Annotated in this window: 21 protein-coding genes; 12 read left to right on the top strand and 9 right to left on the bottom strand. The window is 41.7% G+C overall.

Annotated features, from left to right (window positions below; translation table 11 throughout):
- Nucleotides 1–182: 182 nt before the first annotated feature.
- A complete protein-coding gene (locus Q0590_RS24655) occupies nucleotides 183–1,397 on the bottom strand; it encodes an exo-beta-N-acetylmuramidase NamZ family protein (protein ID WP_302040292.1) in 1,215 nt (404 codons plus the stop codon).
- A gap of 437 nt (nucleotides 1,398–1,834) precedes the next feature.
- Here Q0590_RS24655 and Q0590_RS24660 point away from each other — a divergent pair, with 437 nt between their 5' ends.
- A complete protein-coding gene (locus Q0590_RS24660) occupies nucleotides 1,835–2,836 on the top strand; it encodes a glycoside hydrolase family 43 protein (RefSeq protein WP_302040293.1) in 1,002 nt (333 codons plus the stop codon).
- A 188-nt stretch (nucleotides 2,837–3,024) separates the two neighbouring features.
- On the opposite strand, the gene Q0590_RS24665 is transcribed toward Q0590_RS24660, so the two are convergent.
- The 6 genes from Q0590_RS24665 to Q0590_RS24690 are packed head-to-tail and all read right to left on the bottom strand — an operon-like array spanning nucleotide 3,025 to nucleotide 7,670.
- Nucleotides 3,025–4,017: a S41 family peptidase gene (locus Q0590_RS24665; RefSeq protein ID WP_302040294.1), complete on the bottom strand. Its 993-nt coding sequence runs from the start codon at nucleotides 4,015–4,017 to the stop codon at nucleotides 3,025–3,027.
- A gap of 11 nt (nucleotides 4,018–4,028) precedes the next feature.
- Nucleotides 4,029–4,859 carry a hypothetical protein gene (locus Q0590_RS24670; RefSeq protein WP_302040295.1) on the bottom strand — a complete coding sequence of 277 codons (831 nt, stop codon included), beginning with the start codon at nucleotides 4,857–4,859 and terminating at the stop codon, nucleotides 4,029–4,031.
- A gap of 38 nt (nucleotides 4,860–4,897) precedes the next feature.
- On the bottom strand, nucleotides 4,898–5,545 hold the full coding sequence (locus Q0590_RS24675) for a hypothetical protein (RefSeq protein ID WP_302040296.1): 648 nt from the start codon (nucleotides 5,543–5,545) through the stop codon (nucleotides 4,898–4,900).
- On the bottom strand, nucleotides 5,542–6,435 hold the full coding sequence (locus Q0590_RS24680; RefSeq protein ID WP_302040297.1) for a DUF4097 family beta strand repeat-containing protein: 894 nt from the start codon (nucleotides 6,433–6,435) through the stop codon (nucleotides 5,542–5,544). The genes Q0590_RS24675 and Q0590_RS24680 overlap by 4 nt, the downstream gene beginning before the upstream one ends.
- A gap of 33 nt (nucleotides 6,436–6,468) precedes the next feature.
- A complete protein-coding gene (locus tag Q0590_RS24685; RefSeq protein ID WP_302040298.1) occupies nucleotides 6,469–7,185 on the bottom strand; it encodes a hypothetical protein in 717 nt (238 codons plus the stop codon).
- Nucleotides 7,182–7,670 carry an RNA polymerase sigma factor gene (locus Q0590_RS24690; RefSeq protein WP_302040299.1) on the bottom strand — a complete coding sequence of 163 codons (489 nt, stop codon included), beginning with the start codon at nucleotides 7,668–7,670 and terminating at the stop codon, nucleotides 7,182–7,184. Before Q0590_RS24690 ends, Q0590_RS24685 begins: the two co-directional genes overlap by 4 nt.
- 647 nt (nucleotides 7,671–8,317) lie before the next feature.
- Here Q0590_RS24690 and Q0590_RS24695 point away from each other — a divergent pair.
- The 11 genes from Q0590_RS24695 (at nucleotide 8,318) to Q0590_RS24745 (ending at nucleotide 23,834) form a co-directional block, all read left to right on the top strand.
- Nucleotides 8,318–10,126: a D-arabinono-1,4-lactone oxidase gene (locus Q0590_RS24695; protein WP_302040300.1), complete on the top strand. Its 1,809-nt coding sequence runs from the start codon at nucleotides 8,318–8,320 to the stop codon at nucleotides 10,124–10,126.
- A 256-nt stretch (nucleotides 10,127–10,382) separates the two neighbouring features.
- Nucleotides 10,383–11,411: a patatin-like phospholipase family protein gene (locus Q0590_RS24700; protein WP_302040301.1), complete on the top strand. Its 1,029-nt coding sequence runs from the start codon at nucleotides 10,383–10,385 to the stop codon at nucleotides 11,409–11,411.
- 408 nt (nucleotides 11,412–11,819) lie between these two features.
- Entirely contained in the window at nucleotides 11,820–12,215 is a 396-nt protein-coding gene (locus Q0590_RS24705) for a hypothetical protein (protein WP_302040302.1), read from the top strand.
- Nucleotides 12,216–12,559: 344 nt separating this feature from the next.
- On the top strand, nucleotides 12,560–13,840 hold the full coding sequence (locus Q0590_RS24710) for a TolC family protein (RefSeq protein ID WP_302040303.1): 1,281 nt from the start codon (nucleotides 12,560–12,562) through the stop codon (nucleotides 13,838–13,840).
- Nucleotides 13,841–13,859: 19 nt separating this feature from the next.
- On the top strand, nucleotides 13,860–14,969 hold the full coding sequence (locus tag Q0590_RS24715; protein WP_302040304.1) for an efflux RND transporter periplasmic adaptor subunit: 1,110 nt from the start codon (nucleotides 13,860–13,862) through the stop codon (nucleotides 14,967–14,969).
- A 76-nt stretch (nucleotides 14,970–15,045) separates the two neighbouring features.
- Nucleotides 15,046–18,195, top strand: coding sequence for an efflux RND transporter permease subunit (locus Q0590_RS24720; RefSeq protein ID WP_302040305.1), 3,150 nt, complete (start codon nucleotides 15,046–15,048; stop codon nucleotides 18,193–18,195).
- Between the two features lie 61 nt (nucleotides 18,196–18,256).
- A complete protein-coding gene (locus Q0590_RS24725) occupies nucleotides 18,257–18,967 on the top strand; it encodes an outer membrane beta-barrel protein (RefSeq protein ID WP_302040306.1) in 711 nt (236 codons plus the stop codon).
- A 22-nt stretch (nucleotides 18,968–18,989) separates the two neighbouring features.
- The gene (locus tag Q0590_RS24730) at nucleotides 18,990–19,829 is read left to right on the top strand and encodes a transporter (protein WP_302040307.1); all 840 of its coding nucleotides are present in this window, start codon (nucleotides 18,990–18,992) and stop codon (nucleotides 19,827–19,829) included.
- Nucleotides 19,830–20,639: 810 nt separating this feature from the next.
- Nucleotides 20,640–20,957 (top strand): hypothetical protein, encoded by a 318-nt coding sequence (locus Q0590_RS24735; protein ID WP_302040308.1) that lies wholly within the window; start codon nucleotides 20,640–20,642, stop codon nucleotides 20,955–20,957.
- A 354-nt stretch (nucleotides 20,958–21,311) separates the two neighbouring features.
- A complete protein-coding gene (locus Q0590_RS24740; protein WP_302040309.1) occupies nucleotides 21,312–23,015 on the top strand; it encodes a sodium-dependent transporter in 1,704 nt (567 codons plus the stop codon).
- Nucleotides 23,016–23,177: 162 nt separating this feature from the next.
- Nucleotides 23,178–23,834: a DedA family protein gene (locus tag Q0590_RS24745; protein WP_302040310.1), complete on the top strand. Its 657-nt coding sequence runs from the start codon at nucleotides 23,178–23,180 to the stop codon at nucleotides 23,832–23,834.
- A gap of 214 nt (nucleotides 23,835–24,048) precedes the next feature.
- On the opposite strand, the gene Q0590_RS24750 is transcribed toward Q0590_RS24745, so the two are convergent.
- Nucleotides 24,049–25,518, bottom strand: coding sequence for a M81 family metallopeptidase (locus Q0590_RS24750; protein WP_302040311.1), 1,470 nt, complete (start codon nucleotides 25,516–25,518; stop codon nucleotides 24,049–24,051).
- 251 nt (nucleotides 25,519–25,769) lie between these two features.
- A complete protein-coding gene (locus Q0590_RS24755; RefSeq protein ID WP_302040312.1) occupies nucleotides 25,770–26,588 on the bottom strand; it encodes a hypothetical protein in 819 nt (272 codons plus the stop codon).
- Between the last annotated feature and the right edge of the window lie 154 nt (nucleotides 26,589–26,742).

Raw genomic sequence — 26,742 nt, forward strand, 5'->3', positions numbered from 1 at the left:
TTACCTAGCTTCTCATAGAGCTGCTATAGATAGAGAAAAAGCTGTTTAGCTGGGTAAACACACGTTCAGTTATGAAACAAGCCAGGTAGGAGCTATCTTTACTTATCATCAATGAATCTGTAAAAGAAGTTATTAGCAAAATCTTCCTTACTGGAGCTCCAAAGAAGAATTGCCTTTAATCTTTACGGGTAAAGCAGGTATTTTTTTCGCATCACTTTATATTCACTCAGGCCCGGTTCCCAGCTTTGGCGGATTTCTTTTTCAGAGGCGCCAGCAATTATTTGTTGCCTGAACAAGGCATTGCCGGCTAGTCGTTCAATAACACCCATTTCTTTGCTCAGTTTGGAGTCGAAGAACTTTTCCTTGTGAGGAGAAGCTTTGTATAACTCCATCATCCATTGCAGATTAACCTGTTTCTTTTTTCTTAGCTGCTCCACATCATACGTGCGCAGGTCAAGGCCATAACAAACCTGGTTCATGAACAGTGGCGTTTCTGCCATCCCCTTAATACTGGTTGGGGTAAAGGAAAATTCGTATTTACCTTTGAGTTCAGGACTGCCTATCACGGTAAAAGGGAAATAAGTACCGCGGCCATGATTAAGGTATGTGCCTTCAAATAAACAGGTGGAAGGGTACAGCATCACGGCTTGCTGGGTATTTAAATTAGGCGAGGGACTTACCGGCAATACATACGGCATATCATGCGTATAGTTAGCCACCGGAATAATCCGCAGTTTACATTTCACTTTGTTTGCGAGCCATCCTTCTCCATTGGCCATTTGAGCAAATTCACCAACGGTTAATCCATGAGAAATAGGTAATGGAAACATACCAATGCCTGACTTAAACTTTAAATCCAGGATGGGGCCGTCAATTAGATACCCATTGGGATTGGGTCTGTCCAGAATAAGCAGTTCTTTCCCATTTTCATGACAGGCTTCCATTAGCCGGGCAAGGGCATTGATGTTGGTATAAAAGCGGCACCCTACATCCTGCAAGTCATAAATCAGGATGTCTACATCGGCTAAATCTTCTTTGGCAGGTTTGCTTTTTTTGCCGTACAAGGAGATCACCGGAATGCCGGTAACTGGATCGGTATCATCAGCCACCACAGCTCCGGCACTGGCCTTGCCGCGAAAACCGTGTTCGGGGCCAAACACCTTTACAATCGTAATACCTACTTTGGTCAGACTATCCACTAAATGCGTTTTCCCAATCACAGAGGTTTGATTGGCAAGAATAGCCACCCTTTTGCCTTTCAGATAAGGCAGGTATTTTTCGGTTTGTTCTGCCCCGGTTTTTATCTCTGCCGGCTTAATGAGAGCAGGATTGGCTGATGGATTTTTGTGAGTTATACAAAGGTTCAGTAGGATGAAAAATGCAACAAACACTTTCATAAGGCAATGTTTATGGAATGAAAATACTAGTAAGTAATAAATATCAAATGAATACCTGCAATGTTTAACTCCTGGTAACAACTAGTACAACTGCCCTATTCTTTCTAGCTCATCTAGTTGTTCTTGTACAATAATCCGTCTGATGATCCCATTAGTCAATTTTAAAAAAGACTTCACACAATTTCTGTGCAGTGATATAAACAACGGGAAACCAAAGGGGTATAAATCCTTCTTACTCTTAAGAAAACGCTTGACCAAAGATAAGGTATATTTTGTATATTACCCGCTCTATCCTTTCTAGGTAACGTACATGCCTTACATGAGAGCACCAATATAGGATTTCCTATACGCATGGGTAGCAAACTGCAGTTAGTAAGAATGGATTACTATATACACAACAATTCTATCTTTAACTTTTTCTCAGACAACATTCGGATATGAAACATTTTGGGTTTGCGCTAGCCGTTTGCTTGTTTTTTTCACTTGTAGGTAAGGCACAGGAGAGTAAGAGAGTTGAAATCAAAAAAAACATTCCCCTGGATTCTATTGTGCTAAGCGATCCGTTTATTCTGGCCGATGCGAAAACAAAGCTCTACTACATGACCGGAACCGGTGGCCTGTTATGGAAGAGCGAAGATTTGAAGTTGTGGGATGGCCCCTTTACCGTTACCAGAACAGATCCAAGCTCCTGGATGGGGCCAAACCCGATGATCTGGGTGGCCGAAATTCACGCCTTTCAAAACAAGTATTATTATTTTGCTACCTTCACTAACCGCTCCGTCAAGATAGATACTGTCGGAGAAAATATCATTGAACGCAGGGCCTGCCATGTGCTGGTAAGTGACAAGCCTGATGGCCCCTATGTACCCATGAAAGATACTACCTATTTACCTGCCCATATGCCAACGTTGGATGGTACCTTATGGGTAGATACAAATGGAAAGCCCTATATGGTCTATTGTTACGAATGGCTGCAAAACTTAAATGGGACCATTGAAAAGATTGAATTGAAACCGGATTTAAGTGGTACCATTGGCGAGAGTAAGCTGTTGTTCCGGGCAAGTGAGGCTCCCTGGAGCCGGGAAAAAGATAAAAATGGCAAAGACCGCCCCAACAAAGTAACCGATGGCCCTTATCTGTTTAAAACAGGAACCGGACGATTAGGAATGATATGGACCAGCTGGATTTACGATATGTACACGCAAGGCGTTGCCTATTCACAAAGTGGCACCCTGGATGGCCCCTGGATACAGGAGAAAGACCCGATCACACCGCTCAATTATGGCCATGGTATGTTGTTTCACACCTTAGATGGCAAGTTATTGATGTCTATCCATAGTCATAAAAGTATTAACGGCCGCTACCGGCGCATTCCTCATCTGTTTGAAGCAGATCTATCTGGAGATAAGTTGGTTGTTACTAAGCCGTATATCCCTTAAACTACAAAATAACTCTCATGCTGTTCCAGAAAAAATCCTGAACCTGCCTGTTACAAAAACCAGTAAGATGCCTGAAAATTTATCAGGTTTATAGTCCATGTCTCTGCGCATGTTTCTAGCCGTATTTTAGAACTAGCCAGTGTACCAGGCTGGACAATCGTTTGCTGATTAAGCAAGCAATCATTATTTTACTTGAACTCCAGTAAGGCTCTTTCTATAATCGAATCTATGCCCTTAGTTCTGTCTGCCTCTGCCATATTCACGGCAATATCAGGTACAATTCCCGCTTCCATATTATAGCCATCTGGCAGAAGAGAAACCGAAGCAGAGTAATTTACATGAAAGCCGTTGGGTAATTCGGAACCTGCCGGCACTCCCCCTCCTCCCCCGGTCTGGTCCCCAATTAGCGTAATGCCTAGCGCCTTACAGGATGCAGCAAAATAGTTGGCTGCACTATAGCAGCGCCTGTTGGTAAGCACTACTACTTTTTTCTCAAACCGCACATTTTCCAAATCAGGCGTGAGATATACTTCGTGGAATGGTTCAAAATCTTGATGCCCCGGGCCATTTTTAAAAGCTTGTTTGTATAGCATTTTCCGCTCCGAAATGATTCTTTCCAGGATCTTAAAACTGTTCTTGGGATTCCCTCCTTCATTACTTCGTATATCAATAATAAGTCCTTCGGTATCCTTAAAGCGGGTAAAAATATAATCTAAATTATCGGCACTGATGGGATTGCGGAAAGAGCTGTAATGAATATAGCCCACCTCGCCAATAATGGTATTGATTAAAGGGCCAGTAATATGATAATCTCCCCAGTAATGGCGGATAAGTAACTCTCTGTCTACATTAGCCGGATAATCCAGAAACCAGTTTTCATATTTGGAAATATTATCTCCCGAACGCAGGTTTACATGTCCATCCCGAAGGGTAGAGAGCATCTGGGCCATTACCTCAAATAACTCTTCCCGACTTAAGTTATTATGTATCTGTGGCCTATAAACCGTGTATACAGAATCCCAGTTGATTCTCTTATATTCAAAGAAAGAATATTTACGGTCCAGTTCCTTCCAAAGCAGATCGAAATTAGTGACATTGCCACTGGGAGGGTCTTTCTCAATAAACACATCCTCACAAGCTGTAAAAACGAATAATAGTAAAACTACAAGTATCTTTTTCATAGGAAGGGCATCTAAATAGTTACTAGCAGGGAGAACATCAGGGCATGCGAAGCCCCTTTTACTTGCTCTGTAAAGGAGGCTGTATAATATTGCCACTCATAACTGATGCCTAGCTGATTATTTCCTCTAATGGGATAAAGCAAAGAATTACGCAGCATAATGCGGCCAAACGAGCCAAAACTACACATCCGGGCATTTCTTTGCGCATACCTAAACAGGTCATCTTCGGGATTGGTGACATCATACACATTCAGGTAATCAGGCCGGGTGCCATACGAAAGCAATGGCAGGCTTACGCGGTGGTAGTGGGTAAGCCGTTTACGTTTTAGCTGAAAACTCCCCTTATACGCCGCACTGATGGCTAAAGAAGTAAAATTATCATACACGATAGCACTGTTATCCAGCTGAGGTAAATACCGCACATCCAGAAAGGTATGTAAAGAGGCTCCCAGGAAAAATGCACCCTTCAGCGTGTCCTTTATCAGAGTGGTCTTCCGCAGATACACATAATCTATATCCAGGCGGAACATATTGGCTTTCATGGTGGGGTATTTTTTAAAATCCCCTGAAGTAATAAGGGCATATTGGATAGGCAGACGTAATTCGGTTAACCGCTTGCCCTGTTTTTCTTTCAACACACCAAAAGACAAGGTGGGCAGCCATCCTTTGTAGCGAACCGGAGACATCGCATCATCCTTTATCTGGTGGTAGGTAAAGCCACTGCCCAACTCCAGATGAGTCGTTTTCTGACTTCTAGCCTGCACTGCATGGAGGCAGAGCAAGACCCAAAGGCTGAATCTGAACCACGGGCTGGGGGCTAGAATTCTGTTGATTTTTTTCATAATTATCATCGTAAGGAGATGGTATAAACACAGCTATCTTAAAAGGCTATTCCGAGTTGAATGCTTGCTCTAAAATTCAGGCCTGCTTTCCGGTCAGGATAATTTATGATACCTTTTGCTATCCCTACATCCGCATCTACATAGCCCCATCTGGTAATTCTTCGTTGGATGCCATATACCAGGTGAATGGAAAGATCCTGTTCATTCCTGCCGGGCCGGGTCCGGCCATCGATAAACGTACTCAGGTAATTGGCCGAAAAATTATTGGCACTCTTGCCTTTCAGAATCCGGCGGTTAAGGTTATAATAATACCGCATGCCTCCAGCAAGACCTATATCCCGGATACGCCTGTTATCTGCCCGAAGGGTAGTGCCTATAATATAAGACCAGGCAGGGGTTATTTTTCTCTCAAAAGAAACCCTTACCATATTGTTCACATGGTTTTTGCTTGAATCATTTCTTTCTCCTAAGGAAAACAGGTATAAAACAGGGCCAATGAGGTCAATTTTAATTAACTGTTTTTTTTCTTCGTTAGCTCTGATCACATGGTTGTAAGAATCCAGTAAGTGGGCAAACCTGGCCGTATCCATTTCTTCCTCACTGCGTTCAATAGTGATTTTCTCCTGGGCTGCTACCCATGGCAAGCCTGTCAGTAAACCGATGAAAAGAATAAGTATCTTTTTCATTTTCCTTCCAAAATGATTTTGCCAAACGATGTATGAACTTTTATTAAGGGCAAACCCTTTGCCCCATACTGCCACCTGGCTAGCTGGGCAGAATGATTAACTGTACTGCTTTTTATATGCCCCGGCAGGGTGACTTCCCCAAACTGCGATTCCAGCTGGTATTGATAATGGTTTAGTTGATTCATAGAAAGATGTATATCGGATTTGGCAGCATCCACTGTTAACGAAGAAATACCGGTTAAGCCGCTTATATAGATATCTCCTAAGGTATTTTTAAAAGAAGCAGAGCCGGTTATACCTTGGATGCTGGTTTTGGTATGGGTAAAAGAGCAAGTGATTTGCCCGGCTATAGTTGTAGCCGTAAAATCTCCAAAGTGACTTTTGTAATCGCCCCGGCCGTTCATGTTTTCCAGGCTAATATTTCCATACCTGCTGTCTATGCTGGTATTCCCGGAGGTATTGGCTACATGTACATTCCCATAGCTGTTGGTTATTTGCAAGGATGCTCCAGTGGGTACCCATACTTCATATTCGGCAAGCAGAATGGCATTCAGTTGAGCCTTTCCATTAGGCAAAGCGAAATAATTTTTTAAATGAATCACTCCTCTTCTTTTTTCCAGAATGTACCGCTGATAGTCCAGTTCTTGCTGGGCTACTTGCCTGGTAAGGGCTTTTGAAATAAGTTTTAGCTTTACCTTTACTTCCTTGCCCTCCCACCCCATCACCTTAATTCCGGCCTTCTCCCCTTCCAGTTGAATAGATTCGCCTTCTTTGCAGGAAAAATTCTTTTCCACTGTTTTGGTAATCACTTGCACCATTCCTTGAGCTATCAGCCTACCGGCGAAGAAAACCAGTAAAAGCAGCAGCCCGGATGTGAGTAAAAATTTCATGGTTTGCTTCTTCAATTTTATCGACCTATCCCATCACAGCAGATGCTGGATTAATTTCTTCCCTACTTCTGTTTTTTCTTTTTCAATGCGTACCAGATACGTAGCCAGTTGTGTTTGTTCCCGGTGTGTTTGTAACTGATTTACCAGCTCTTGCCTGGCTGCATGAAGCTCCAGATACTCTTCTAGTAAACCTCTAAACCCAGGTTCCTGACACTGCATAGCTAAGCGGGCACAGTTTTCTCTGATAAATTGCATTAGCTCATCCTCTTCCGGAAGCTGGCTGTACACAGCCTGCCAGTCTGTAGGAGGAATAGCCTCTTCCCGGTAGGTTATGTGTATTTTTTCAGCACTGGCAGGTATTTCATTCTGCCACAAAAAGCTAAGCAGGAGTAAAAGGGATGCTGCCATACCGGCTATCCAATACAGGTACGGACTACTGCGTACTGGTTTTTCCTTTTGTGTCTTTTCAATAATGTTCTCAAATACATCTTTATGGAGTTTGTGTACGGGCAAGGATTGAATAGCCCGGTTCAGCCTCTCCTGGTTTTCAAGGGCATGCTCAATTTTTTCCCAGGGTAGATGGGCCTGCACTCTATCCGCTTTATACTGGGAAATAGCACGGTCTATGTGTGGCAGCCCTTTTTCTTTATCCAGTTCTTGCTCTATACTTTTCCATATGTCCGCCGGTGCCTTGTATTGAGGCAATTGGGCTAAAGCTTGATCAAGTATTTGTTTATTGTTAGGTTTCATTCCATCAGGTCTTTTAGAAGGCGTTGCAACATTTTTTTAGCTTGAAACAGCTGTGATTTGGCAGTACCTTCGGCAATGCCTATAATCTGGCCAACTTCCCGGTGTGTATAGCCTTCTACTTCAACTAACAAAAACACATTTCTATACCCTGCCGGCAACTTCCGGATAGCCTTTTCCAGGTATTCCCCTGTCAGGTTTTCATCCCAGGTAATAGGTTGATTATCCTGTATAAATTCACTTATCGGCTCAAAAGCATGCAAGCTCTTTTGCTTGGAGAGCCCACTGCGGATAACTATGGTTTTAATCCAGGCCCCTAAGGAAGAGGCTCCCCTATAATTCTTAAGACTCCGGAATACTTCTATAAAGGCTTCCTGCAAAGCGTCAGCAGCATCCTCTTCATCGTTGAGCATGCGCAAGAGCAACGTATACATAGCATCTTTGTATTTGTAATACAAAGCGCGCTGGGCATTTCTGTCGTGCTGCATACAGCCGTGTAAAAGCTCTAGCTCGTATGGATCTTGTAAATAGCTCAATGACTTAAGTACCATTCACCCTTAAAGTGGGAAAATATCTGGAAAGGGTTGTATGAGAGAAAAAAAATAGTTTACCGCAGTTCACCTCACAGACAGTACCAGGCATGGCCGTTACCAGGCTTTAGGCGAGTAGAATTCTTTTGGCTTTATGAAACGTAAGGATCATGAATAACCTGGAAAGGTCTAGGACCTGGATTTTTTTAGCAGGATAGCCAGCCCATGCTTACCCGTTTGAAAACAGATGCCTCCCAAATTCTACAGCCCGATGATCTTACGAGACGTACACCAATAGTATACTACGTATACCTAAAAATGGGTATTGACTTACTCCATACAATCCCGTATCTTTTCTAAACTTTTGTGCTTACCTATTTATTCTTTGCCAATATATCTGAGAAAGCATGCGACTTGTCAGCGGCATTACAGGTAGCCAGTTATAACATCTACTGAATATATGCCTGTGCTGGGGTAGCGTATAAATGCTATGGATATATTCTTTACCAGAACACAGGGCCGAAAGTAATAGAGAATCCCTGTCTGCGCGAAAAGCAGGCAAGCAATCAGATAAATAAACTTCCCATCTTAACTAATTAGAAGGTATGTCCCCTACCACAAACTTACAAGCCAGCCTATCAAAAATCGGTGCCATGGCGAACGATGAACAAGCAGTGGATGAGTTAGTTGAATTACTTGCCACTACGCCCGCTGAAGCCCCTCTGGATGAAGAAGGCGACGAAACCCCGGAAGTAACGGGCCTTGTTGCATTTAGCAGTGAGGAATTTGATATCAAACATAATGAGTTCATCACGAATCCGGCGGGCACCTGGGAGTTTGCCAAGCCCGTTTCCATGCTGTTTCCCCATTCTTTGAAAGGCGTAGTCAACGCGGTACGTTATGCTGAGGAAAACCACTTGAAAATAAAAGGATTAGGTTCCCGCCATTCATTTTCGTTAGCCCCGGCAACCGATCATTGTTACATAGATCTGTCCAAAACCTTTACTTATTCGTTGGGCAAGCATAATGAAACGGTGCATAGCCTGGATCAGTCATCCCTGGATCTGTTAAAGGATGGCATCAGCAAAAAACAGCACTTTGATGCCCTGGGAGGCTTGACTATCCGCATGATCAACCATATACTCTGCCCGGATAATAATAATGATATAGCCAGGTTTGGCCGCAAAAGAATGTATAATATGGGCGGAGGAGATGTACAAACGTTTGCCGGCGCCTTCTCTACCGGTACTCATGGCTCTGGGGGCAAATATTCTGCTTACCATGATATGATCCGCTCTATTCTCCTGGTGTCTTCCGAGGGAAAAGTCTACCGTGTAGAACCTACAAATGGAATAACCGATCCGGATAAACACCAGCTCTATTATAACAACCATCCGGAAAAAGTTAAGGTACTGCTGATTCAGGATGATGATAAATTTTATTCGTTGCTGGTCAGCATGGGGTGCTTCGGCATTATTTATTCTGCCATTATTGAGGTAGCGGAAATGACCCTGCTTCATGCCGACAACTATTACTACCAGTCAGGATGGACGGCTAACCTGAAGCAAACATTACAAAAGCCGGTTCTGCCTGCCGACCCGGAAGAGGAATACTTTTACTACATTCAGCTTAACCCTTACAAACTGAAGCGTAAAAAAAACCCTTCCATTCTGGTGAAAGAAATAAAACCCAGCAATGTGCCCGGATCTGGAAAAAAAGAAACCAGAAGAAAAATCTGGCCATCTGTTTTTACGAATTGGCCGCTGAGTGTAAATCTGATCAGGCATATTACCAACTCGGGCCTGATGCCCAAAAAACGTATTATCGAATCGGCCTTGCGCTCGCAGAATGACAATACCAGGAAAGGAAGAGGCTACACCGATATAGCCTATAAAATATGGAATGCCGGCAGTGGCAAAACCAAAAGCATAGGCACAGGGATAGAAATTGCCTTTCCTGCCGAAGAAGCCCCGGAAGCCATAGACTTGCTGCTGGCTTGTATAGAAAAAGTGAGCAGCATGGGCAGAGGCTATTATTTAAATGCACCGATTGCCCTACGCTTTGTACGGCCCTCCAAGGCCTATCTTGCACCCAATTACCATACCTACCAGGGGAAACAGGTGGCCGAATGGTGTTATGTTGAAATTCTGCGGGTAAATAGCAAGGCAGCAGAGGATGATAAAAAGGAACTGGAAATATTTACCCACCTGCAAACGATGATGTACCTGAAAGGGGGCAGACCGCACTGGGGCCTAAATTTCGGATTTCCTTTTACTGTAGAGCTGCTTCACAAGCTATATCCCAAATTCAATGAATGGCTTGCTGCCTACCGGTTTTTTAATTTCAAGGGTACGTTCGAAAGTGAATTTACCCGCAAGGCAGGCCTGGACCCAATAGCGGCTCCGGTAGTGTAAAACAAGCTAAGTTGGGTGAAAAGCTAACCATTTCCATCCATCTATGCAGGCATATGGCAGCAGCCGAACGATCGTTTTTCCATACGCACTCATGCAGTTTGTAACGCGGCAAGTAGGTATTTATATCAGCCCACTCATTCACAGGTATTTTCTGTAGTAAACCCCTATAAAATATCATCATCTATGCTTCTTGTTCAACAGTGGGTGTAAAAAATTTAAGCACCACATGTAAGGAGAAGCCTTTCCACCAACTTCTATGAAAAAGGTTTTAGCAATCGATGGCGGAGGAATACGAGGTATTATTCCCGGACAAGTATTAATCGCTTTAGAAAAAAAACTAAAGAAACTATCAGGAAATCAGGAAGCACGCCTGGCCGACTATTTTGACTTCTTTGCCGGAACCAGTACTGGCGGAATTCTGGCGTGTATCTACCTATGTCCTGCAGAAAATGATCCCCGGAGAGCTAAGTTTTCAGCCGAACAAGCCGTTGAGTTATATGTGAAGTATGGGCAAAAGATTTTCGATATTGCTTTGTGGAAAAGTATACAATCGGTAAACGGAACATTAGATGAGAAGTACGATGCCTCGGCCTTAGAAACGCTGCTGGCTCAATACTTCCAGGATGTCCGGTTGAGCCAGCTGCTAAAGCCTTGTATTGTTACAGCCTATGATATTGACCGGAGAAAAGCCCATTTTTTCGCCCAGCATGACTTTGCAACACAGGGAGAGGGTGCCGACTTTTTTGTAAAAGATGTTTGCCGGGCCACATCAGCAGCGCCAACCTATTTTGAAGTAGCCCTTGTCAAATCATTGAGTAATGTTTCTTATGCATTAATTGATGGAGGCGTCTTTGTGAATAATCCCGCCTTAAGTGCTTACTCTGAGATCAGAAACTCTGCACAAAATCCTATAGCGAAAGATATGTTCATAGTTTCCCTAGGCACTGGCGATGTAAATGAACCGTTTAAGTATCATAAAGCCAAAAACTGGGGAGCCGTCGGCTGGATAAAACCGATCATTGACATTATGATGTCTGGGGCTTCCGAAATTACGGATTATCATCTACGGAAGATGTTTGATGCCGTACAGCGGAGTGACCAGTATATCCGTATTCAACCGGAACGGTTCAAGGATGCCAATCAGGAAATAGATGATGCTTCCCCGCAGAATATTAATGCCTTACTGGAAGTAGGCACCATTACAGCCGAAGATTGCAACAAGGAACTGGATAGAATTGCTGAGATCCTGATAGAAGATGGCCCGGACAGGGTGGAATTTTCTTAGAGTATACCTTACATAGCCTTCTTGTTCAGCGGGCCGCCTTGCAAGAAACTTCTGTGTCATACTCTGCTATAAGCCTGCATTTCTTTGTATAGGATTGCCTTTGTTTCAAGAAGGCGTGATTGTAAGTTACTGGGCTTATAGTGCATAAACATAGTATTATTTGTAACAAGATTCTGCAAACTCTTAAACTGATAGCTAATAAAGAATAGTATTATGCTTAAGTATAGGCAGTAAGGTAACGGATATGAACTAATTTACCCTTATATTGTTTAAATATTATAAATCTCAATGAATACTACATTAATTTCTACTATATGTAGTAAAAGTACTATTTTCGAGCTAAAAAAAATATTTAGTTTACTAGTTTTGGTTTGTATCTAATTTTAGATTTACCTTTGTATTATACCTATGTATAAGCAAATTAAAACATATTTATTACTAGTCGCTGCTGTTATCTTAACTGTATATACTTTGATATACAGTAACTCAACAGTTGCTTCCGAATATGTTGAAGAGGAGACTTATACACCCATACATCAAGAAGTTAATAATTCAGGTTTTGCCTTCGAAGATTTAGCTTTAAATTTTTCAACTCCTATACACCCAGTTAAGGCAATCAAGCCTGAAACAGTAGTTTCGCATGCAAGTGAAAGAACAAGAATTCTTTTCCATTTACTTTCGCTAAGTGTTCTATATTTTGTTTTCAAAAGTAAGAGCCAGCGATTCGTTACGGTCCGTAACTACTGCAAATCTTATTCTATTTTAATCCCCATCTTTATTTTTTGCAGGAAACTCGTTATTTGAGTTTTGCTTTCCGGCACTTTCTTAATTGATTTTATAAGCGTATATGGATATGCAAAGGTATTTTTGCATGCAAGCATCTAGGTATATACATCCACGCCTTATAGGAGCAATCTCTGCAAGTGTAACCTTCTCTGGCTGTAGAAACCGGTAACTGATTAGCTTCAGTATATCTACAGATCCCCTTTAGTTTTCACAACATTCATTTACTCAATTTCGGGTTATGCATTTTTCTAAAAATGTATACCAAGCATAGGTGTGTTTTACTATAGCTATGTATGGAAGTAGCCTGTTAAGGAAAATGCTGTTGCTGAGCCAATATTCTATTGAAATATTTTAACAATCTTATGTCATCGAAAGTATACTTTTTACTCCTGGTATGGTGGAGTACAGTGTTAATTAAGCCCACAATTCTACAAGCCCAACAGGATACCACAACCATTCCTGAGATAGTCACTATTTCCTATGAGGAAGCAAAAGCCAGAATGATTAAGGAGAATTTACAACTCCTTGCTGCCCGATATGACATTAATATGTCAGAAGCACAGGCTGTACAAGCTAAACTATGGAATAATCCTTATCTGATATGGAATCAAGCAGCCTATAGTGTAGAAAAAAATGACTATTTCAACTTTACCCGACAGGCACTAATTCAAATAGAGCAAGTATTTTCTATTGCAGGCAAGCATACCAATAGTGTAAAACTATCCAAGCTCAATGTAGAAATGAGCAAGCTTGCCCTAGAAGATGTAATGCGCAGTTTGCTATTAGAACTTGGAAATAGCTACGCTTCCTTGAATGCCTTGCAAGAACAAGATACCTTATATGGTACGGTATTAAACAATGTAAATCAGCTTATTACAGCTTCTGAGCAACAGCAAAGGACTGGTGCATTGGCAGGAAATGAAGTAGTCCGGTTACGGTCAGAATTAATTTCTATCCAAACACAGGCTTTGCAAAACCGGAATGAAATGGAGCAAGCTATGAGTGAGTTGCGCATCTTACTCAATCTGCCTTCTACGACATTCATTCAAACAACAGAAGCTGTTAAAGTAGTTGAATCTTTACAACCCTTGCAGGATCTTATTGCCCTAGCTTTAGAGAGCCGTCCGGATTATAAGCTAAGTAACCGCAGCATTGCTTATGAGTCAAGAAACTTAAAACTACAAAAATCTATCAGCGTGCCTGACATTAAGTTTGCCTATCAGCCATTTGATAGAGGTAGTAACTATGTTCGTCCCTATGAAGGATTTAACATAGAAGCTCCTATTCCAATATTTGACCGGAATCAGGGACGTATTCAAGAATCAAAAGTCAAGATCAAACAAGCAAAGTCTAACAATCTATTGATAGAGAACAAGGTAACCAACGAAACTACCACTGCTTACTATCAACTGATCAATACACAGCGGGGAATAGAAAACTACTCCACGCAATTTATTCAGCAATTAGAAGAACTGAATGTCAATGCAAACACCAATTATAATAGAAGAAACATTAGCATTTTAGAATTCATTGATCAGCAACGGATTTATGTACAAACCAAAATTCAGCAAATTCAATTAATGAATCAATATAACCAATCAGTTAACCAATTGAATTTTAGTGTAGGTAGAGAGATATTTTAACGATAAAAGATTAAAAGCCATGAAAAAGATATTTTTAGTTCCAGTATTAGCTTTAATGATGGTAGCTTGTAATAAGCAAGAATCAACAGATCAGAAAGTGGAGAGCACCAAAGGAAATGATATAGCTCTTTCTGAAGAAAGTCTAGGATATACGACAGTTGATACAGTAGCCATGATTCCGGACAGTGATGAGTTTACGGTTGTGGGCGAAGTAAGCTTTGATGAAGACAATGTAGTAAGAGTGTTTCCTATAGTCAGTGGTAGTGTAGAGAATGTAAATGTTTCTCTAGGAGATTATGTGCAAAAAGGACAGTTACTTGCTACCATTATCAGTACAGATATCAGTACGTATCAGGGCGATTACAATATTGCCAAATCAAATTTTGAAGTAGCTGAGAAAAACCTGAAACGTGCCAAAGAATTATTTGCAACCAATGTAATTTCTGAAAGAGATCTTACACAAGCGCAGAATGATTTTAATAATGCACAATCTGAGTATAGGAAAAGGAAGCAGATTCTTGAATTATACGGTGGTTCCTCACAAAACCTGGATGCTTTATACAAAGTGTTTGCTCCTAATAGTGGCTATATAGTAGAACGGAATATTAACCAGGGCATGCAGATTCGTACCGATAATGCGTCCACCATGTTTACTATTTCTGATTTGAAAACAGTTTGGGTATGGGCCAATGTGTATGAAAGTGATCTTTCTAAAATCCATGAAGGAGACGAAGTAAAAGTAAAAACCATCGCCTATCCTGATAAAATGTTTACCGGCACAATCAAGAAAATAGGTACTATGCTTGATCCTGCCTCCCGGGTAATTAAAGTAAGAACAGAGCTAGACAACAAAGAAGGCTTACTTAAACCTGAGATGTTTGCTACGGTTATTATTTCTCCTAAAAGAGGTAACCAGGTATTGGCTGTGCCTACATCGGCTCTAGTTATTGAGAATAATGCTTTTTGGGTAATGAAAGAAACCAAAGAAAATACTTTCTCAAAAGTTAAAATCAAGCCTGGTAAGACCATTCAAAATTACACCATCGTCCATGAAGGTTTAAAGCCGGGTGATCGGATCGTAAGCGAAGGAGCTTTATTTCTTACAACAGCTTATAACAATCAGCTTTAGTGACTCTTGGTGAATAAGCCATCAGCTGGCCACCAATATGCTCACGTTTCATTATTCACTATTATTATTTGAATTCATGAATAAATTTATAGGAAAGATTATATCTTTTTCCCTCAAAAATAAAGCATTTATTATAGTTACTACACTTATCGTAGTGGGCTTGGGTGTGCGTGCCTTTTTAAATACGCCTATTGAAGCTTTTCCAGATGTAATTAATACACGTGTGGTAGTAATTACCCAGTGGCCAGGCAGAAGCGCCGAAGAATTGGAAAAGTTTGTTACTATTCCCATTGAAACAGAGATGAACGTAGTTCCTAAAAAAACAAGCCTGCGTTCTATTTCTCTGTATGGATTATCTGTAGTAACGATGATCTTTGATGATGATGTAGAAGATTTCTATGCCCGTCAAATGGTTTCCAATCAACTACGAAGTGTAGTATTACCCGATGGAGCAGAAGCGGAAGTGCAGCCTCCCACAGGCCCTACTGGTGAAATATTCCGCTATACCTTGGATGGAAAGGGTAAAACAGTACGTGAACTGAAAGAAATCCAGGATTGGGTGATTGACAAACGTATTAAAGCTGTTCCAGGTGTAGCGGATGTTATCAGCTTTGGTGGAGAGGTTAAGACTTTTGAAGTGACCCTGGATCCCAGTAAACTGGCTGCCTTCAATTTTACCCCCGAAGATGTGTTCAAAACCTTGAATGAAAATAATGCCAATGTTGGGGGAGATGTGGTAGAAAAAAGTGCCCAGGCATATTTAGTACGGGGTATTGGTATGGTAAAAGATGTGCAGGACATTAAAAATATTATTGTTCAAAATATCAATGGAACGCCCATTTTTATCAAAGATGTAGCAGACGTACAGATGTCTTTCCGTCCTAGGATGGGTAAGGTAGGTAGAGATGCACAAAGTGATGTGGTAGAAGGTATAGTGCTATTAAGAAGAGGCGAAAATCCAAGCCAGGTTCTGAAAGATCTGAATGCTAGAATAACAGATTTAAACGAAAGAGTACTGCCTGAAGGCGTTAAAATAAGTACATTTTATGATAGAACAACCCTAGTGAACCATACCACACATACGGTGATGGAAAACTTGATCATGGGCGTTTTACTGGTAACTTTTATATTATCTATATTCCTGGCAGATTGGCGTACTACCTTTATTGTGGCAATTATAATTCCGCTGGCTCTACTTTTTGCCTTTATATGTATGGAGTTAAAGGGTATGTCGGCTAATCTGCTCTCCATTGGTGCTATTGACTTTGGTATAATTGTAGACGGTGCCGTAGTTATGGTAGAGGGAATCTTTGTGTACCTGGCACATAAACAACACCATTTAGGCAAAGAGCGATTCAACCTAATTTCGAAAATGGGAATGGTAAAAAGAGTTTCCATAGAAATGGGTAAACCTATCTTCTTTTCTAAGCTGATTATCATTACTGCCTTAATTCCAATATTCGCTTTCCAGAAAGTAGAAGGTAAAATGTTCTCACCATTGGCCTATACTATGGGGTTTGCTCTGTTAGGTGCGTTGATTTTTACCCTTACTTTGGTACCATTGTTATGTAAAATGTTACTAAACAAAAACGTACGGGAAAAAGACAATCCACTAGTAAAATTTTTGGAGAACATCTACCGTCCGTCTTTAGATTGGGCTATGAGAAAACCTAAATTAAGTGTGGGTCTATCTGTTGGCTTATTAGCCATTAGTCTGGTAATCGCCGCTGGCATAGGTACAGAATTTTTACCCCAGATGAATGAAGGTTCTATCTACGTACGAGCTAGTATGCCACAAAGTATTTCCTTCTCCAAAGCAAATGAGTTATCAGAAGAAATGCGGCAGATATTCCGTCCGTATCCTGAAGTGCGGGGTGTAATCTCACAAAATGGCCGCCCAAATGATGGTACTGATCCAACAGGTTTCTTTAATGTCGAGTTTTTTGTAGATCTGTATTCTAAGGATGACTGGGAAAGAGATGTTACGAAAGATGAGATCATAAAAGATATGCAGACCAAACTGGAAAAGAAGTTTCCGGGGGTTATTTTTGGTTTTTCCCAGCCTATTTCAGATAACGTACAAGAAGCCGTTTCGGGTGTAAAAGGAGAAATGGCCATTAAAGTGTCCGGAGAGGATTTTACAGTGCTAGAACGTAAAGCAGATTCCATACGGACTATCATGAGTAAGATTGAAGGGGTAAAAGACTTAGGTATTTTTAAAAGCCTTGGGCAACCTGAACTTCGTATCGAATTAGATCATATTAAGATGGCACGTTATGGAGCTCATGTATCTGAAGCAGAAGATATCATAGAAATGGCAGTAGGAGGTAAAGCAGCCTCTACGTTATATGAAGGTGAAAGAAGATTTGATATTCGTGTACGCTTTTCTCCCGAATTCCGTAGTTCTGAACAGGAAATTGGTAAACTGTTGATTCCAACAACAAATGGCACTAAAATTCCATTACGCGAGCTAGCTGACATTAAACTCACTACTGGTCCTGCTTTTGTTTACCGCGAGGGTAACCAACGATTTGTTCCTATTAAATTCTCTGTTCGTGAACGCGATTTAGGAAGTACCATTAAAGAAGCACAGGACAAAGTAAGTCAGGCGGTGAAATTAGACAAAGGATATGATATTACCTGGCACGGTGAATTTGAAAATCAAGTAAGGGCTACTAATCAATTAAAGGTTGTAGTGCCTATTTCGATTGCTCTCATATTTGTGTGGCTATTCATTATGTTCAATTCTGCCAAAGATGCAGGTATTGTACTGATGAACGTACCTTTTGCCTTAATCGGCGGAATTTTAGGGTTATACCTCACAGGAATGAATTTTAGTATTTCAGCTGGTGTTGGGTTTATCGCTCTGTTTGGCGTTTGCGTACAAAATGGGGTAATTCTCGTCTCGGTATTTAATAAGAACGTGCAGGATGGAATGGAATTATTGCCCGCTATCAAAGAAGGCGCTCTTACCCGTGTGCGGCCGGTAGTTATGACCGCATTAATGGCGGGGCTTGGGTTACTTCCAGCAGCTCTTTCTACAGGAATTGGTTCTGAAAGTCAACGGCCTTTGGCAATAGTAGTAATCGGCGGGCTTATTTCTGCTACCATTCTTACTCTTTTGATTCTTCCTGTGATTTACAAAGCATTTTACAAAAATGTAGCACACAAGCTTAAGAAGAAAAAGGTATCAACAGATGAAGTACATCCTTCCATCGCTTTGTAAACTAATCATCCCCCATCTAAACTAAACATGGGGGATTAACGCATTTTCCTCGTCATCCTTTATGAAAAAAAATATATTTTACTTATTAGTTGGCAGTTTATTACTAGTTGCCACAAGCAGTTATGCCCAACTGGATAGCTTAACCAAAGCAAAATCACAGTACAAAAAATTCTACGTAGGTATAGGTTTTAATAACTACTGGTCAAGTATTGAAGGACAAAATTTGCCTGAATATTTTTATAAACCAAGTTTAGGCTATTCTGTAAAAGCTGAATATTATTTCACTAAGTTTTTAGGTATTAGTGCAGGTTTGACATACCAGCAACGCGGAACAGGCATCATCAATAGGAATAAAGAAGAAATTCCTTTGGGGGGCAAAGATTCTACTTACCGCGAACGACTCCGGTTCAACTACTGGGATATTCCTATACAACTTGTCTTAAGAACACCTACACCCATTAAAGGTGGTGACGTACGGCTGGTAGGTACGTTTGGTATTATCTCTCAACATATGTTTAAAGCTACCCGCATTTTCCATAGTGTAGAAGACGGTTTTCATGAAATTACTGATGAAACTGATCGAGTACACAAAAATGAAATAGGACTTATTAGTACCATAGGTGCAGATATTTTTGCAGGAGCTACCACTTTCCAGGTACGTCTGGTTGGAAACTGGGGCACAAAAAATGTATTTAAAGATCAGGAGATGGTACCTCTTGGCTATAACGGTAAGAACAGGATGTATGGCATACAAGTAGGAGTTATGTTCTAATGACTTACATTCTAATTAAGGTATGGCAAGGGCAGTTCTTCTTATAATACTTATATGCCATGGCATTTATGTACAGGCTGGGCTGGAAGTAATAGCAGTATCAGATACCACAAAAAAACTGCATCACTTACCTGCGCTTACCATTGATAGACCTGATCAAACAGATTCTCCTTATGTGGTTCCGGCAGGTTCTTTTCAAGTTGAAATAGGTATCCAGCATGTATGGGATAAGTATAGAGAAGACGGAGTAAAGTACACGTACCGTTCTTTTACCTATCCAAATATGCTTTTACGGTATGGAATTTTCAAACGACTGGAAGTAAGGCTAGAACAAAATTATAGTGTAGATAAGATCAATTCACAGCCTTTGCTAGATAAAGAAAGTATAAAAACAGGATGGCACCCTACTTTGCTTGCAACCAAAATATTGTTGTTTGAGCAGAAAGGGTGGAGACCAAATTTTGCCTTATTAGCTAAATTAGCCACTCCTTACCATAGTCGTAAAAATTTAGCTTTACCATATAAATTTGCCCCAGGTTTAGTCGGTGCATTCTCTCATGCTATATCTGATAGATTTGTATTGGACGGCAGTGCAGGAGGTATGTTAGATCAAGCAACAGGAAAGATAAATATAAATTATTCATTATCTCAGGCAATTAGCCTTACCAAAAAATTATCAATCTTTGTAGAGGTATTTTGCTATAAGCCTGCCGGAGAGCAAGTGCAGTATGCAACAGATGTAGGATTATTATATGTGGCCTTTCCGCATTTACAATTAGATATCTTTGCTAGTAAATCGTTGTCTTACCAGGCGGCAGATGTGTTTGCCGGAGTGGGTATAGGAATCAGATTGCCAAGATAACTTTCAGAATAACCAAGCATACGTTTTAAGGCTCTTTATTAATCAACCAGAAAGGATATATTATCCCCTTTCTGGTTAAGCTCCCTAGCCACATTGAAGGTATGTAACCTTAGTTAAAGATTTCCTAAAGCTTACCCTAAAACAGATAGTTTCAAGTCTATTTTCTAACTTTATATTTACCACATAAATCATTTTCAATGAAGTATGATGCATCTTTGATAGGTCATGGTCACAAGGCAAAGTGCATACGTTGAGCCAGGCCAGCGTTTTGTCAGTAACAAAAAGGGGGCTGGAATTCTCAAGGCGAGAGCTACAACCGAGCCGGGAGGCGAAGGTTACTACCAAAGTATGGGCTGAGTGTCAATGCTTCTTCCTATAGAACTCTACACACCCTGCTAGTTAAACGGGAATACAGTCTTTTTTACGATCATTTAAGAAAGGGTTAACAGGATCATGTCAAAACGTTGATTTGAACTTTATTCCTTCCTTTTAAAACTTTATAAATGAGATTGAACCTTATTTTACAACGTAGTTAAGTGCATGGATTCTCCCTGCTTCTACAAGCATTGTAGCCGGCTATTTAAGTCACAGAACGGCTTTTACCTATCCGATCAGCCTTCACCCTGAGCACAACCTGATGAATGGCTATACAAATATTACATGGGTATAGCCTAAAAAAGAGCAGGTAATGGTTACCTGCCTGGTAACCTACAATAAATTTATGTATTTTTGATAGTATCATCTATGGCGGTTGCAGCAACAATATTCCGTACTCTTTTCTTCTGTCTGATTCTTGTGCAATTAGCAGGAATGTGCTGCAAAAATAGCCCGGCTGTACACCTGCCTGATGTTCCCTCTCTCACAGCGTATTCAGCTGCTCAATCTATGGCAGATGATTCCACTGAAGAGAAAGAATCGCTCTATAGCCCTGACAAACTTTTGCTACCCGCTGCGCTGCTCTCGCCTATCCCCTCTTATCAATTTGGATGGATAGAAGTACTGGCTTGTTTTCTATTTGCTGTTTTCGCTGCTAAGTGCTGCCCGCAATGTAAGGCAAGGCCCTTCTCTGTTGCCAATTCGTATCTGCACATTCTGTTCCTGAGTGTAATTCTCATCCATGCTCCCTAGGGTATCAGTATTCCTGGGGTAATCTAACTAAATGCCTTTCGTATAGTGTACTGTCAATAGATTCGTCCAGCCTACCCTTGGGTAAAGGTGAGGAAAGTTGCAGCTATTGCCCTTTGGCTTATTTACTACACGTACATTCAAGTTGAGTCTGTTACCAACTAAGGAAACTACAGAAGAAATCAACTGGAAAGTAGCAGTCTGGTTCTGGCAACTTTAGCAAGTACACTCCTCTGTAGCCTATTCTCTTAACAGGTTTTGTTTATCCGGCGGTCCTGCAGGCTAGCCGATGAAAGATACCGAATGTGTCTAAAAACATTATCCTTTCTACATTTTAATTATCTATACCTTTCTCTTATGAGTGCCCAAACAAGTAAAACACAGGCAAAAACAATACACAAAGAATCCTGGGGCTCCAGGGTGGGTCTGATTCTGGCGATGGCAGGCAATGCCGTGGGACTAGGAAACTTTCTCCGGTTTCCGGTAAAGGCCATGCAGAATGGCGGGGGCGCCTTTATTATTCCTTACCTGGTTTGTTTTCTGCTGATGGGCATCCCTTTGCTCTGGATAGAATGGTCGATGGGACGTTTTGGAGGAAAAAATGGCCACCATTCCACCCCCTTCATTCTGGATTCTATGGATAGGCGCAAGTTCTGGAAATATATTGGCGTGTTCGGCATATTCACCAACATTGCGGTGGCTGCCTACTATTGCTACCTGGAAAGCTGGACGATGGCCTATGTTTATCACTTCCTGGTGGGTACCTTTCAAGAGTTAAACCAGGTGGAAGTAGCTTCTTTCTTTGAGAAATATGTAGACCTGAATACGTCTACTACTGGTATTCCGTTTGAACCCATCTTTTTCTTCCTGCTTTGTGTCGTGCTGAACACCTGGATCTTAAGCAAAGGGCTAAGTGGTGGGGTGGAAATAGCATCCAAAATCGGAATGCCCCTACTCATTTTCTTTGGCGCTTTTCTGGCTTATAAAGGCATTACCCTGCAAGCCGGTAAAGATGGTGCACTTTATGGCGGCGCTGTAGGCTTGAATTTTCTATGGACACCTCAGTTTGATTCGTTGGCAAATCCCAAAGTATGGCTGGCGGCTGCCGGGCAAATCTTCTTTACGCTGTCAGTTGGGATGGGCACTATTCAATGTTATGCCTCGTATGTGAATAGCAAACAAGATATTGCGCTCAATGCCATGTCTGCCGGATGGATGAATGAGTTTGTGGAAGTGGTGCTGGGAAGCGCCATTCTGATTCCTATTTCGGTAGGCTATCTGGGTATAGATAAAGTGGTGGAACTAACTACCTCTGGGGGCTTGGGTTTGGGATTCCGCACAATGCCTTTCTTATTCGGGCAATGGGGAACGGTTATCGGCTCCTTTGCTGGCGTAGCTTTTTTTGGCCTTTTATTCTTTGCCGGCATTACCTCTTCGCTGGCCATGGGCACGCCCTGGATGGGTTTTATGCAGGATGAATTTAAATGGAAACGTGAAAAATCGGCCATCTCTTTCGGATTGATTGTGCTGATTCTTGGTTTGCCCACTGTATTTTTCTTCAATGAAGGGGTATTTGATCAGTATGACTACTGGGCAGGCGAAGTCTCTCTGGTAGTGTTTGCGTTGCTAGAAACCATTTTGTTTGCCTGGGTTTTTGGAATGGATAAAGGCTGGAAAGAAATAACCGATGGCGCAGACATTCATATTCCCGGCTTCTACCGGCTTGTGATCAAATGGATAACCCCAGTGCTGCTGCTCTTTGTTTTTATAGGCTCGCTCATTGGTCCGGCAAATGGCGATTGGGGAGCTGCTTTTGCTAGCTTAGCCAATGGAAATGGCTGGCTGCTGGATAACAGTTCAATCATTGCTCAACTACTCAATAAAGAGCTGAACAACCAGCTCGCCCAGGCAACAGACCCAGTACTGATACAAGCCCTGGAACGGAAGCTGTTTTATATCAATGCAGCCAAGCTATTGCTGCTAGCCGTTTTTTCGGCAGCCGCCTTACTGGTGTATGCCGCCTATAAAAAAAGAGTGCGGGAAGGCAGATTTACTTCCTAACTCCTCAAACCACCCCTTATCAAGCACATATAAACCATGACACGTCGTAGAAATACTTATCCTTTGAGGCCGTCTGACGCCTGGTTTTCCGGCTGAATAAGGCAATCTACTGCTTTTAGCAACGTAAATTTTTCACAATTATATTCTTACCAGAACTTTCACATGGAACTTGTTTCACAAATTATTGATCTTTTTCTTCATTTAGACAAGCATTTAAGCCTAATCATCTCCCAATATGGCATGTTAACTTACTGTATCCTGTTCCTGGTTATCTTCATAGAGACAGGTGTAGTAATTATGCCATTTTTACCTGGCGACTCTTTGCTGTTTGCTGCCGGAGCCTTGGCTGCCAATCCGGCAAATAACCTGAATGTAGTAATTTTAATGGCTTTATTGTTTATAGCCGCTTTTTTGGGTGATACACTTAACTATATCATTGGAAATGCAATCGGCCCAAGGGTTTTTGAGAAAGATTACTTTTTGCTAAAAAAAGACCACCTGGTAAAAACGCAAAAATTTTATGAGAAGCATGGAGGCAAGACCATTATTTTTGCCAGGTTCATTCCCATTATCCGCACATTTGCGCCTTTTATAGCTGGCATAGGCACGATGAATTACAGGCGGTTTATTTCCTACAATCTCATTGGCGGTTTTGTGTGGGTAGTGGCTTTTATATTGATGGGCTTTTTCTTTGGTAACCTTCCGCTGATCAAAAAGAATTTTACATTTGTCGTATTTGGAATTATTATCTTATCCCTGATGCCTCCGCTTCTGGAACTGATCAAACAAAGGGTAGCTAAAAAGGCTGTAAAAATGTAATGGCATGGAGAGAAATCACACACGCTCCTTTCATGCCTGACAAACAGCATGAGAAGCATACGAAGCCAAAATCTTTACCTGCTTTTCTGTATTAGATACGCGGACAAAGGAAAGATCTGGCGATATTTTTTATTGGTAGAAAAAATTATTGGTAGAAATAGGAAAATAAGGTTTATTCCTCCCCTTTTAGCTAAGGGGAGGAACTATTGTGGCTTTATTTCCAGCTTTCAATTTTATCTAGCGGATAAATGGGCCTGGAGATTTGCCTGTAGGTAAGCTGAAATACATCCAGATTGGTTGTGCCTGCCGAAACGACATTGATTGTTTTCCGGTTGTAGAGCAGAAAAAAATACCGGAATGGAAACAGGTTTTTTACTACTACTATGTCTGCCTTCCATACGTTTAAGCCCAGTTCTGTAAAGAATTTGGGAAAGAAAGCAGCCACCGGGCGTTCTGTCAGAATCAGGTGTGTACCTCTGTTTTTAAGAACGGCTGTTTTACCAGTGTCTTGCCTGTGCTGCTTGAAAATAACTTCTCCTTTAAAGGTATACGGCTGATTATAGACCTGGTCCAGCTTTGCTCCTACCCTTACTTCTATTTCCTCATGAAGCTTGCTATCAAAAGCTACTTCCACCATCTGGGCATCTCTAAGCGGGATATAGGCTCTTAAGTGGGGAGCCAGCTGGACAATTGTTTGCAGCAGCCATGTATTTTCTCCGGGGGCTCCGGCTGAAACAATATCCGATACATCACATAGAATAGTGGTTCCCCATAAGCGGGCAAACCAGCTTTTTTTTACTTTTTCTATAGCCATGGCCGGGCTTACCGGCTGGGGATGAGTAATATGGCGAACCTGCCAGTTCATATCTGCCAGCGTTTCAGCCAACTCTTCGGCCAGCTTTCTTTTTCCATCTGTCACCACTACGGTGCTCCATCCCAGTTCCGGATCGTCCAGCCAGATGTGGACCATAAAGGTGGAAATGCTTAAGACATCAGGTTTCTTTTCCATCATTTTCATCCACTGGAATATTTTCCGCATGGGAGAAAGAAAATCAATAGTAAATCCTCCGCCTTTGAGCAGGCGCAACTTTCTAAAAGCCATCACTGGTTTTACTTTTCCCTGTATGGTTTCTATCAGAATTTTTCCGGTACGAAATCCTGTCTGAAAATGGTCGCGGTGGGGATTGGTGCGATACGCTGTAATAAAGGTTGCCTGCCTGACGGTTTCTGCCGTTACATTGGCATGCAGATCGAAGGCCACTCCAATGGGTATCTGTTCTCCACAAACTTGCCGGATGGCTTGCAGCATATCACTTTCCGGATCGCGCATGCCTTCTACGCCCATTGCCCCATGCATGGAAAGAAATATGCCATCCAGCGCAGGATTCTGCTGAAGAGTTGTCAGGACATGCGCTTTAAATCCCTGGTACACTTGCATGGCCACAGGCCCCCCAGACGTAGACCAGGCAGTAATGACCGGAACTACGCCAATCTGCCCTTTGCCATAGGTACGCACCGCTTTCAGAAAACCGGCTATCTGCTTGGTCGAGTGTATGTCACTGATCGCCAGCACGTCTTCTCCATAGCCCAAAGCAGCCGCTTTGAAATCTTCCAGTGTAGTTAAGACAGGAGAAAAAGAGTTGGTTTCCTGCTGTATTTCGATAATGGCTATCTTCTTTTGCATCGCTTCCCGGCCGTAAAACCCCAAGGTAGGAAAAATTCGCAAGTAGTATTGTACTACCACTGGATTAGTAACAAGGCAAGGTCCGCTACCCAGGTGAAGATAACAAATAAGCTATTCAAAACATCACCCTTCTATAATCTGGTGGGTGAGTAAAGAAATTCATCTTTTTACTTAAATTCAACCATACCCCTCATCGGCCATTGCATACGAGTTATCTGTAAGCACTAACCGATGAGTGGCCATGTATAACATCAATAGTTCGGCATTTTTATAAGTACCTTATCAAAACTTATGGAACTATTATTTGTACTTGAAATTAATACTTCCGTAATACCTGTGGAATAGGAGGAAAGATTCCAGGAGCCCTCGCCAAGGCTTGCCCACTCATACCAGGTGCCGTTTTGCTTTCTGTACCGAAGCCGGATTGGGCCGTGGATTACCTTGATGCCCTGCAAGTCAAAAACCCTGCTGGAATTCGTGTAATCATAGGCATATATCTTAATCCACTGGTTCCCATAATGTGTGCTGAGTGTACGTGGCTGTTTAAGTGGGTCAATACTCCGGCATCCATTACCTACATAGGTAGGTCTTCCAAACGTGCCGTCTGGCCTGGTACAAGGTATAAAATTCTGGTAATCTAAATGATAGTGCCCATAATTGGATTTGAATGATGCACTATAGCTGCCATTATTGTTCTCCTTTACATGCACCCAGGCATTGCCTACCTGCTGAATATAAAAAGGAGCAGAAGCAAACATATTAGCTGCGTAATCAGGAATGAGGCTGAGTCCCAGTTCATCGTCAAAGTCTACGTAGTCGATGGCATGCGTACCGGATGTGCGGGCAGCTGCTAATGGCTGCGTTGGAAACACCAGGGAATCTGTTTTCTCCACCACTTCCCCACTTGCAGGAGCTTCTGCCAAAACAGGTTCTGGTACTAAAACAGCCTTTTCTTCAAGAGCTATGTCTGGTGCTACTACTTCGTTTGTTTGTGAACAACTGATCAGTAAGCTTATAGCTAACGTTAAAAAAATACCTGGTAGGGAAAATCGAAAAATGTTTTGTTTCATGATTGTAGAGTTAGGATGTATTGATTGAAAATGTTTATTAATGGATTTGCCTGCCCAGCACATGGCTGCGTGTACTTTCGGCAATTTCCTCTACCTGCGCAATCAGGGCTTCTGCCACTTCCAGATCTCTGAGGGTAGAAAGCAGGTGGTGCAT

It is taken from the genome of Rhodocytophaga aerolata, from assembly GCF_030503435.1.
Taxonomy (GTDB): Bacteria; Bacteroidota; Bacteroidia; order Cytophagales; family 172606-1; genus Rhodocytophaga; species Rhodocytophaga aerolata.

Excerpts from the sequence above, each read along its gene's own strand:
- Q0590_RS24655 (WP_302040292.1), bottom strand. The coding sequence starts at position 1,397 with ATGAAAGTGTTTGTTGCATTTTTCATCCTACTGAACCTTTGTATAACT.
- Q0590_RS24660 (WP_302040293.1), top strand. The coding sequence starts at position 1,835 with ATGAAACATTTTGGGTTTGCGCTAGCCGTTTGCTTGTTTTTTTCACTT.
- Q0590_RS24665 (WP_302040294.1), bottom strand. The coding sequence starts at position 4,017 with ATGAAAAAGATACTTGTAGTTTTACTATTATTCGTTTTTACAGCTTGT.
- Q0590_RS24670 (WP_302040295.1), bottom strand. The coding sequence starts at position 4,859 with ATGAAAAAAATCAACAGAATTCTAGCCCCCAGCCCGTGGTTCAGATTC.
- Q0590_RS24675 (WP_302040296.1), bottom strand. The coding sequence starts at position 5,545 with ATGAAAAAGATACTTATTCTTTTCATCGGTTTACTGACAGGCTTGCCA.
- Q0590_RS24680 (WP_302040297.1), bottom strand. The coding sequence starts at position 6,435 with ATGAAATTTTTACTCACATCCGGGCTGCTGCTTTTACTGGTTTTCTTC.
- Q0590_RS24685 (WP_302040298.1), bottom strand. The coding sequence starts at position 7,185 with ATGAAACCTAACAATAAACAAATACTTGATCAAGCTTTAGCCCAATTG.
- Q0590_RS24690 (WP_302040299.1), bottom strand. The coding sequence starts at position 7,670 with ATGCAGCACGACAGAAATGCCCAGCGCGCTTTGTATTACAAATACAAA.
- Q0590_RS24695 (WP_302040300.1), top strand. The coding sequence starts at position 8,318 with ATGTCCCCTACCACAAACTTACAAGCCAGCCTATCAAAAATCGGTGCC.
- Q0590_RS24700 (WP_302040301.1), top strand. The coding sequence starts at position 10,383 with ATGAAAAAGGTTTTAGCAATCGATGGCGGAGGAATACGAGGTATTATT.
- Q0590_RS24705 (WP_302040302.1), top strand. The coding sequence starts at position 11,820 with ATGTATAAGCAAATTAAAACATATTTATTACTAGTCGCTGCTGTTATC.
- Q0590_RS24710 (WP_302040303.1), top strand. The coding sequence starts at position 12,560 with ATGTCATCGAAAGTATACTTTTTACTCCTGGTATGGTGGAGTACAGTG.
- Q0590_RS24715 (WP_302040304.1), top strand. The coding sequence starts at position 13,860 with ATGAAAAAGATATTTTTAGTTCCAGTATTAGCTTTAATGATGGTAGCT.
- Q0590_RS24720 (WP_302040305.1), top strand. The coding sequence starts at position 15,046 with ATGAATAAATTTATAGGAAAGATTATATCTTTTTCCCTCAAAAATAAA.
- Q0590_RS24725 (WP_302040306.1), top strand. The coding sequence starts at position 18,257 with ATGAAAAAAAATATATTTTACTTATTAGTTGGCAGTTTATTACTAGTT.
- Q0590_RS24730 (WP_302040307.1), top strand. The coding sequence starts at position 18,990 with ATGGCAAGGGCAGTTCTTCTTATAATACTTATATGCCATGGCATTTAT.
- Q0590_RS24735 (WP_302040308.1), top strand. The coding sequence starts at position 20,640 with ATGTGCTGCAAAAATAGCCCGGCTGTACACCTGCCTGATGTTCCCTCT.
- Q0590_RS24740 (WP_302040309.1), top strand. The coding sequence starts at position 21,312 with ATGAGTGCCCAAACAAGTAAAACACAGGCAAAAACAATACACAAAGAA.
- Q0590_RS24745 (WP_302040310.1), top strand. The coding sequence starts at position 23,178 with ATGGAACTTGTTTCACAAATTATTGATCTTTTTCTTCATTTAGACAAG.
- Q0590_RS24750 (WP_302040311.1), bottom strand. The coding sequence starts at position 25,518 with ATGCAAAAGAAGATAGCCATTATCGAAATACAGCAGGAAACCAACTCT.
- Q0590_RS24755 (WP_302040312.1), bottom strand. The coding sequence starts at position 26,588 with ATGAAACAAAACATTTTTCGATTTTCCCTACCAGGTATTTTTTTAACG.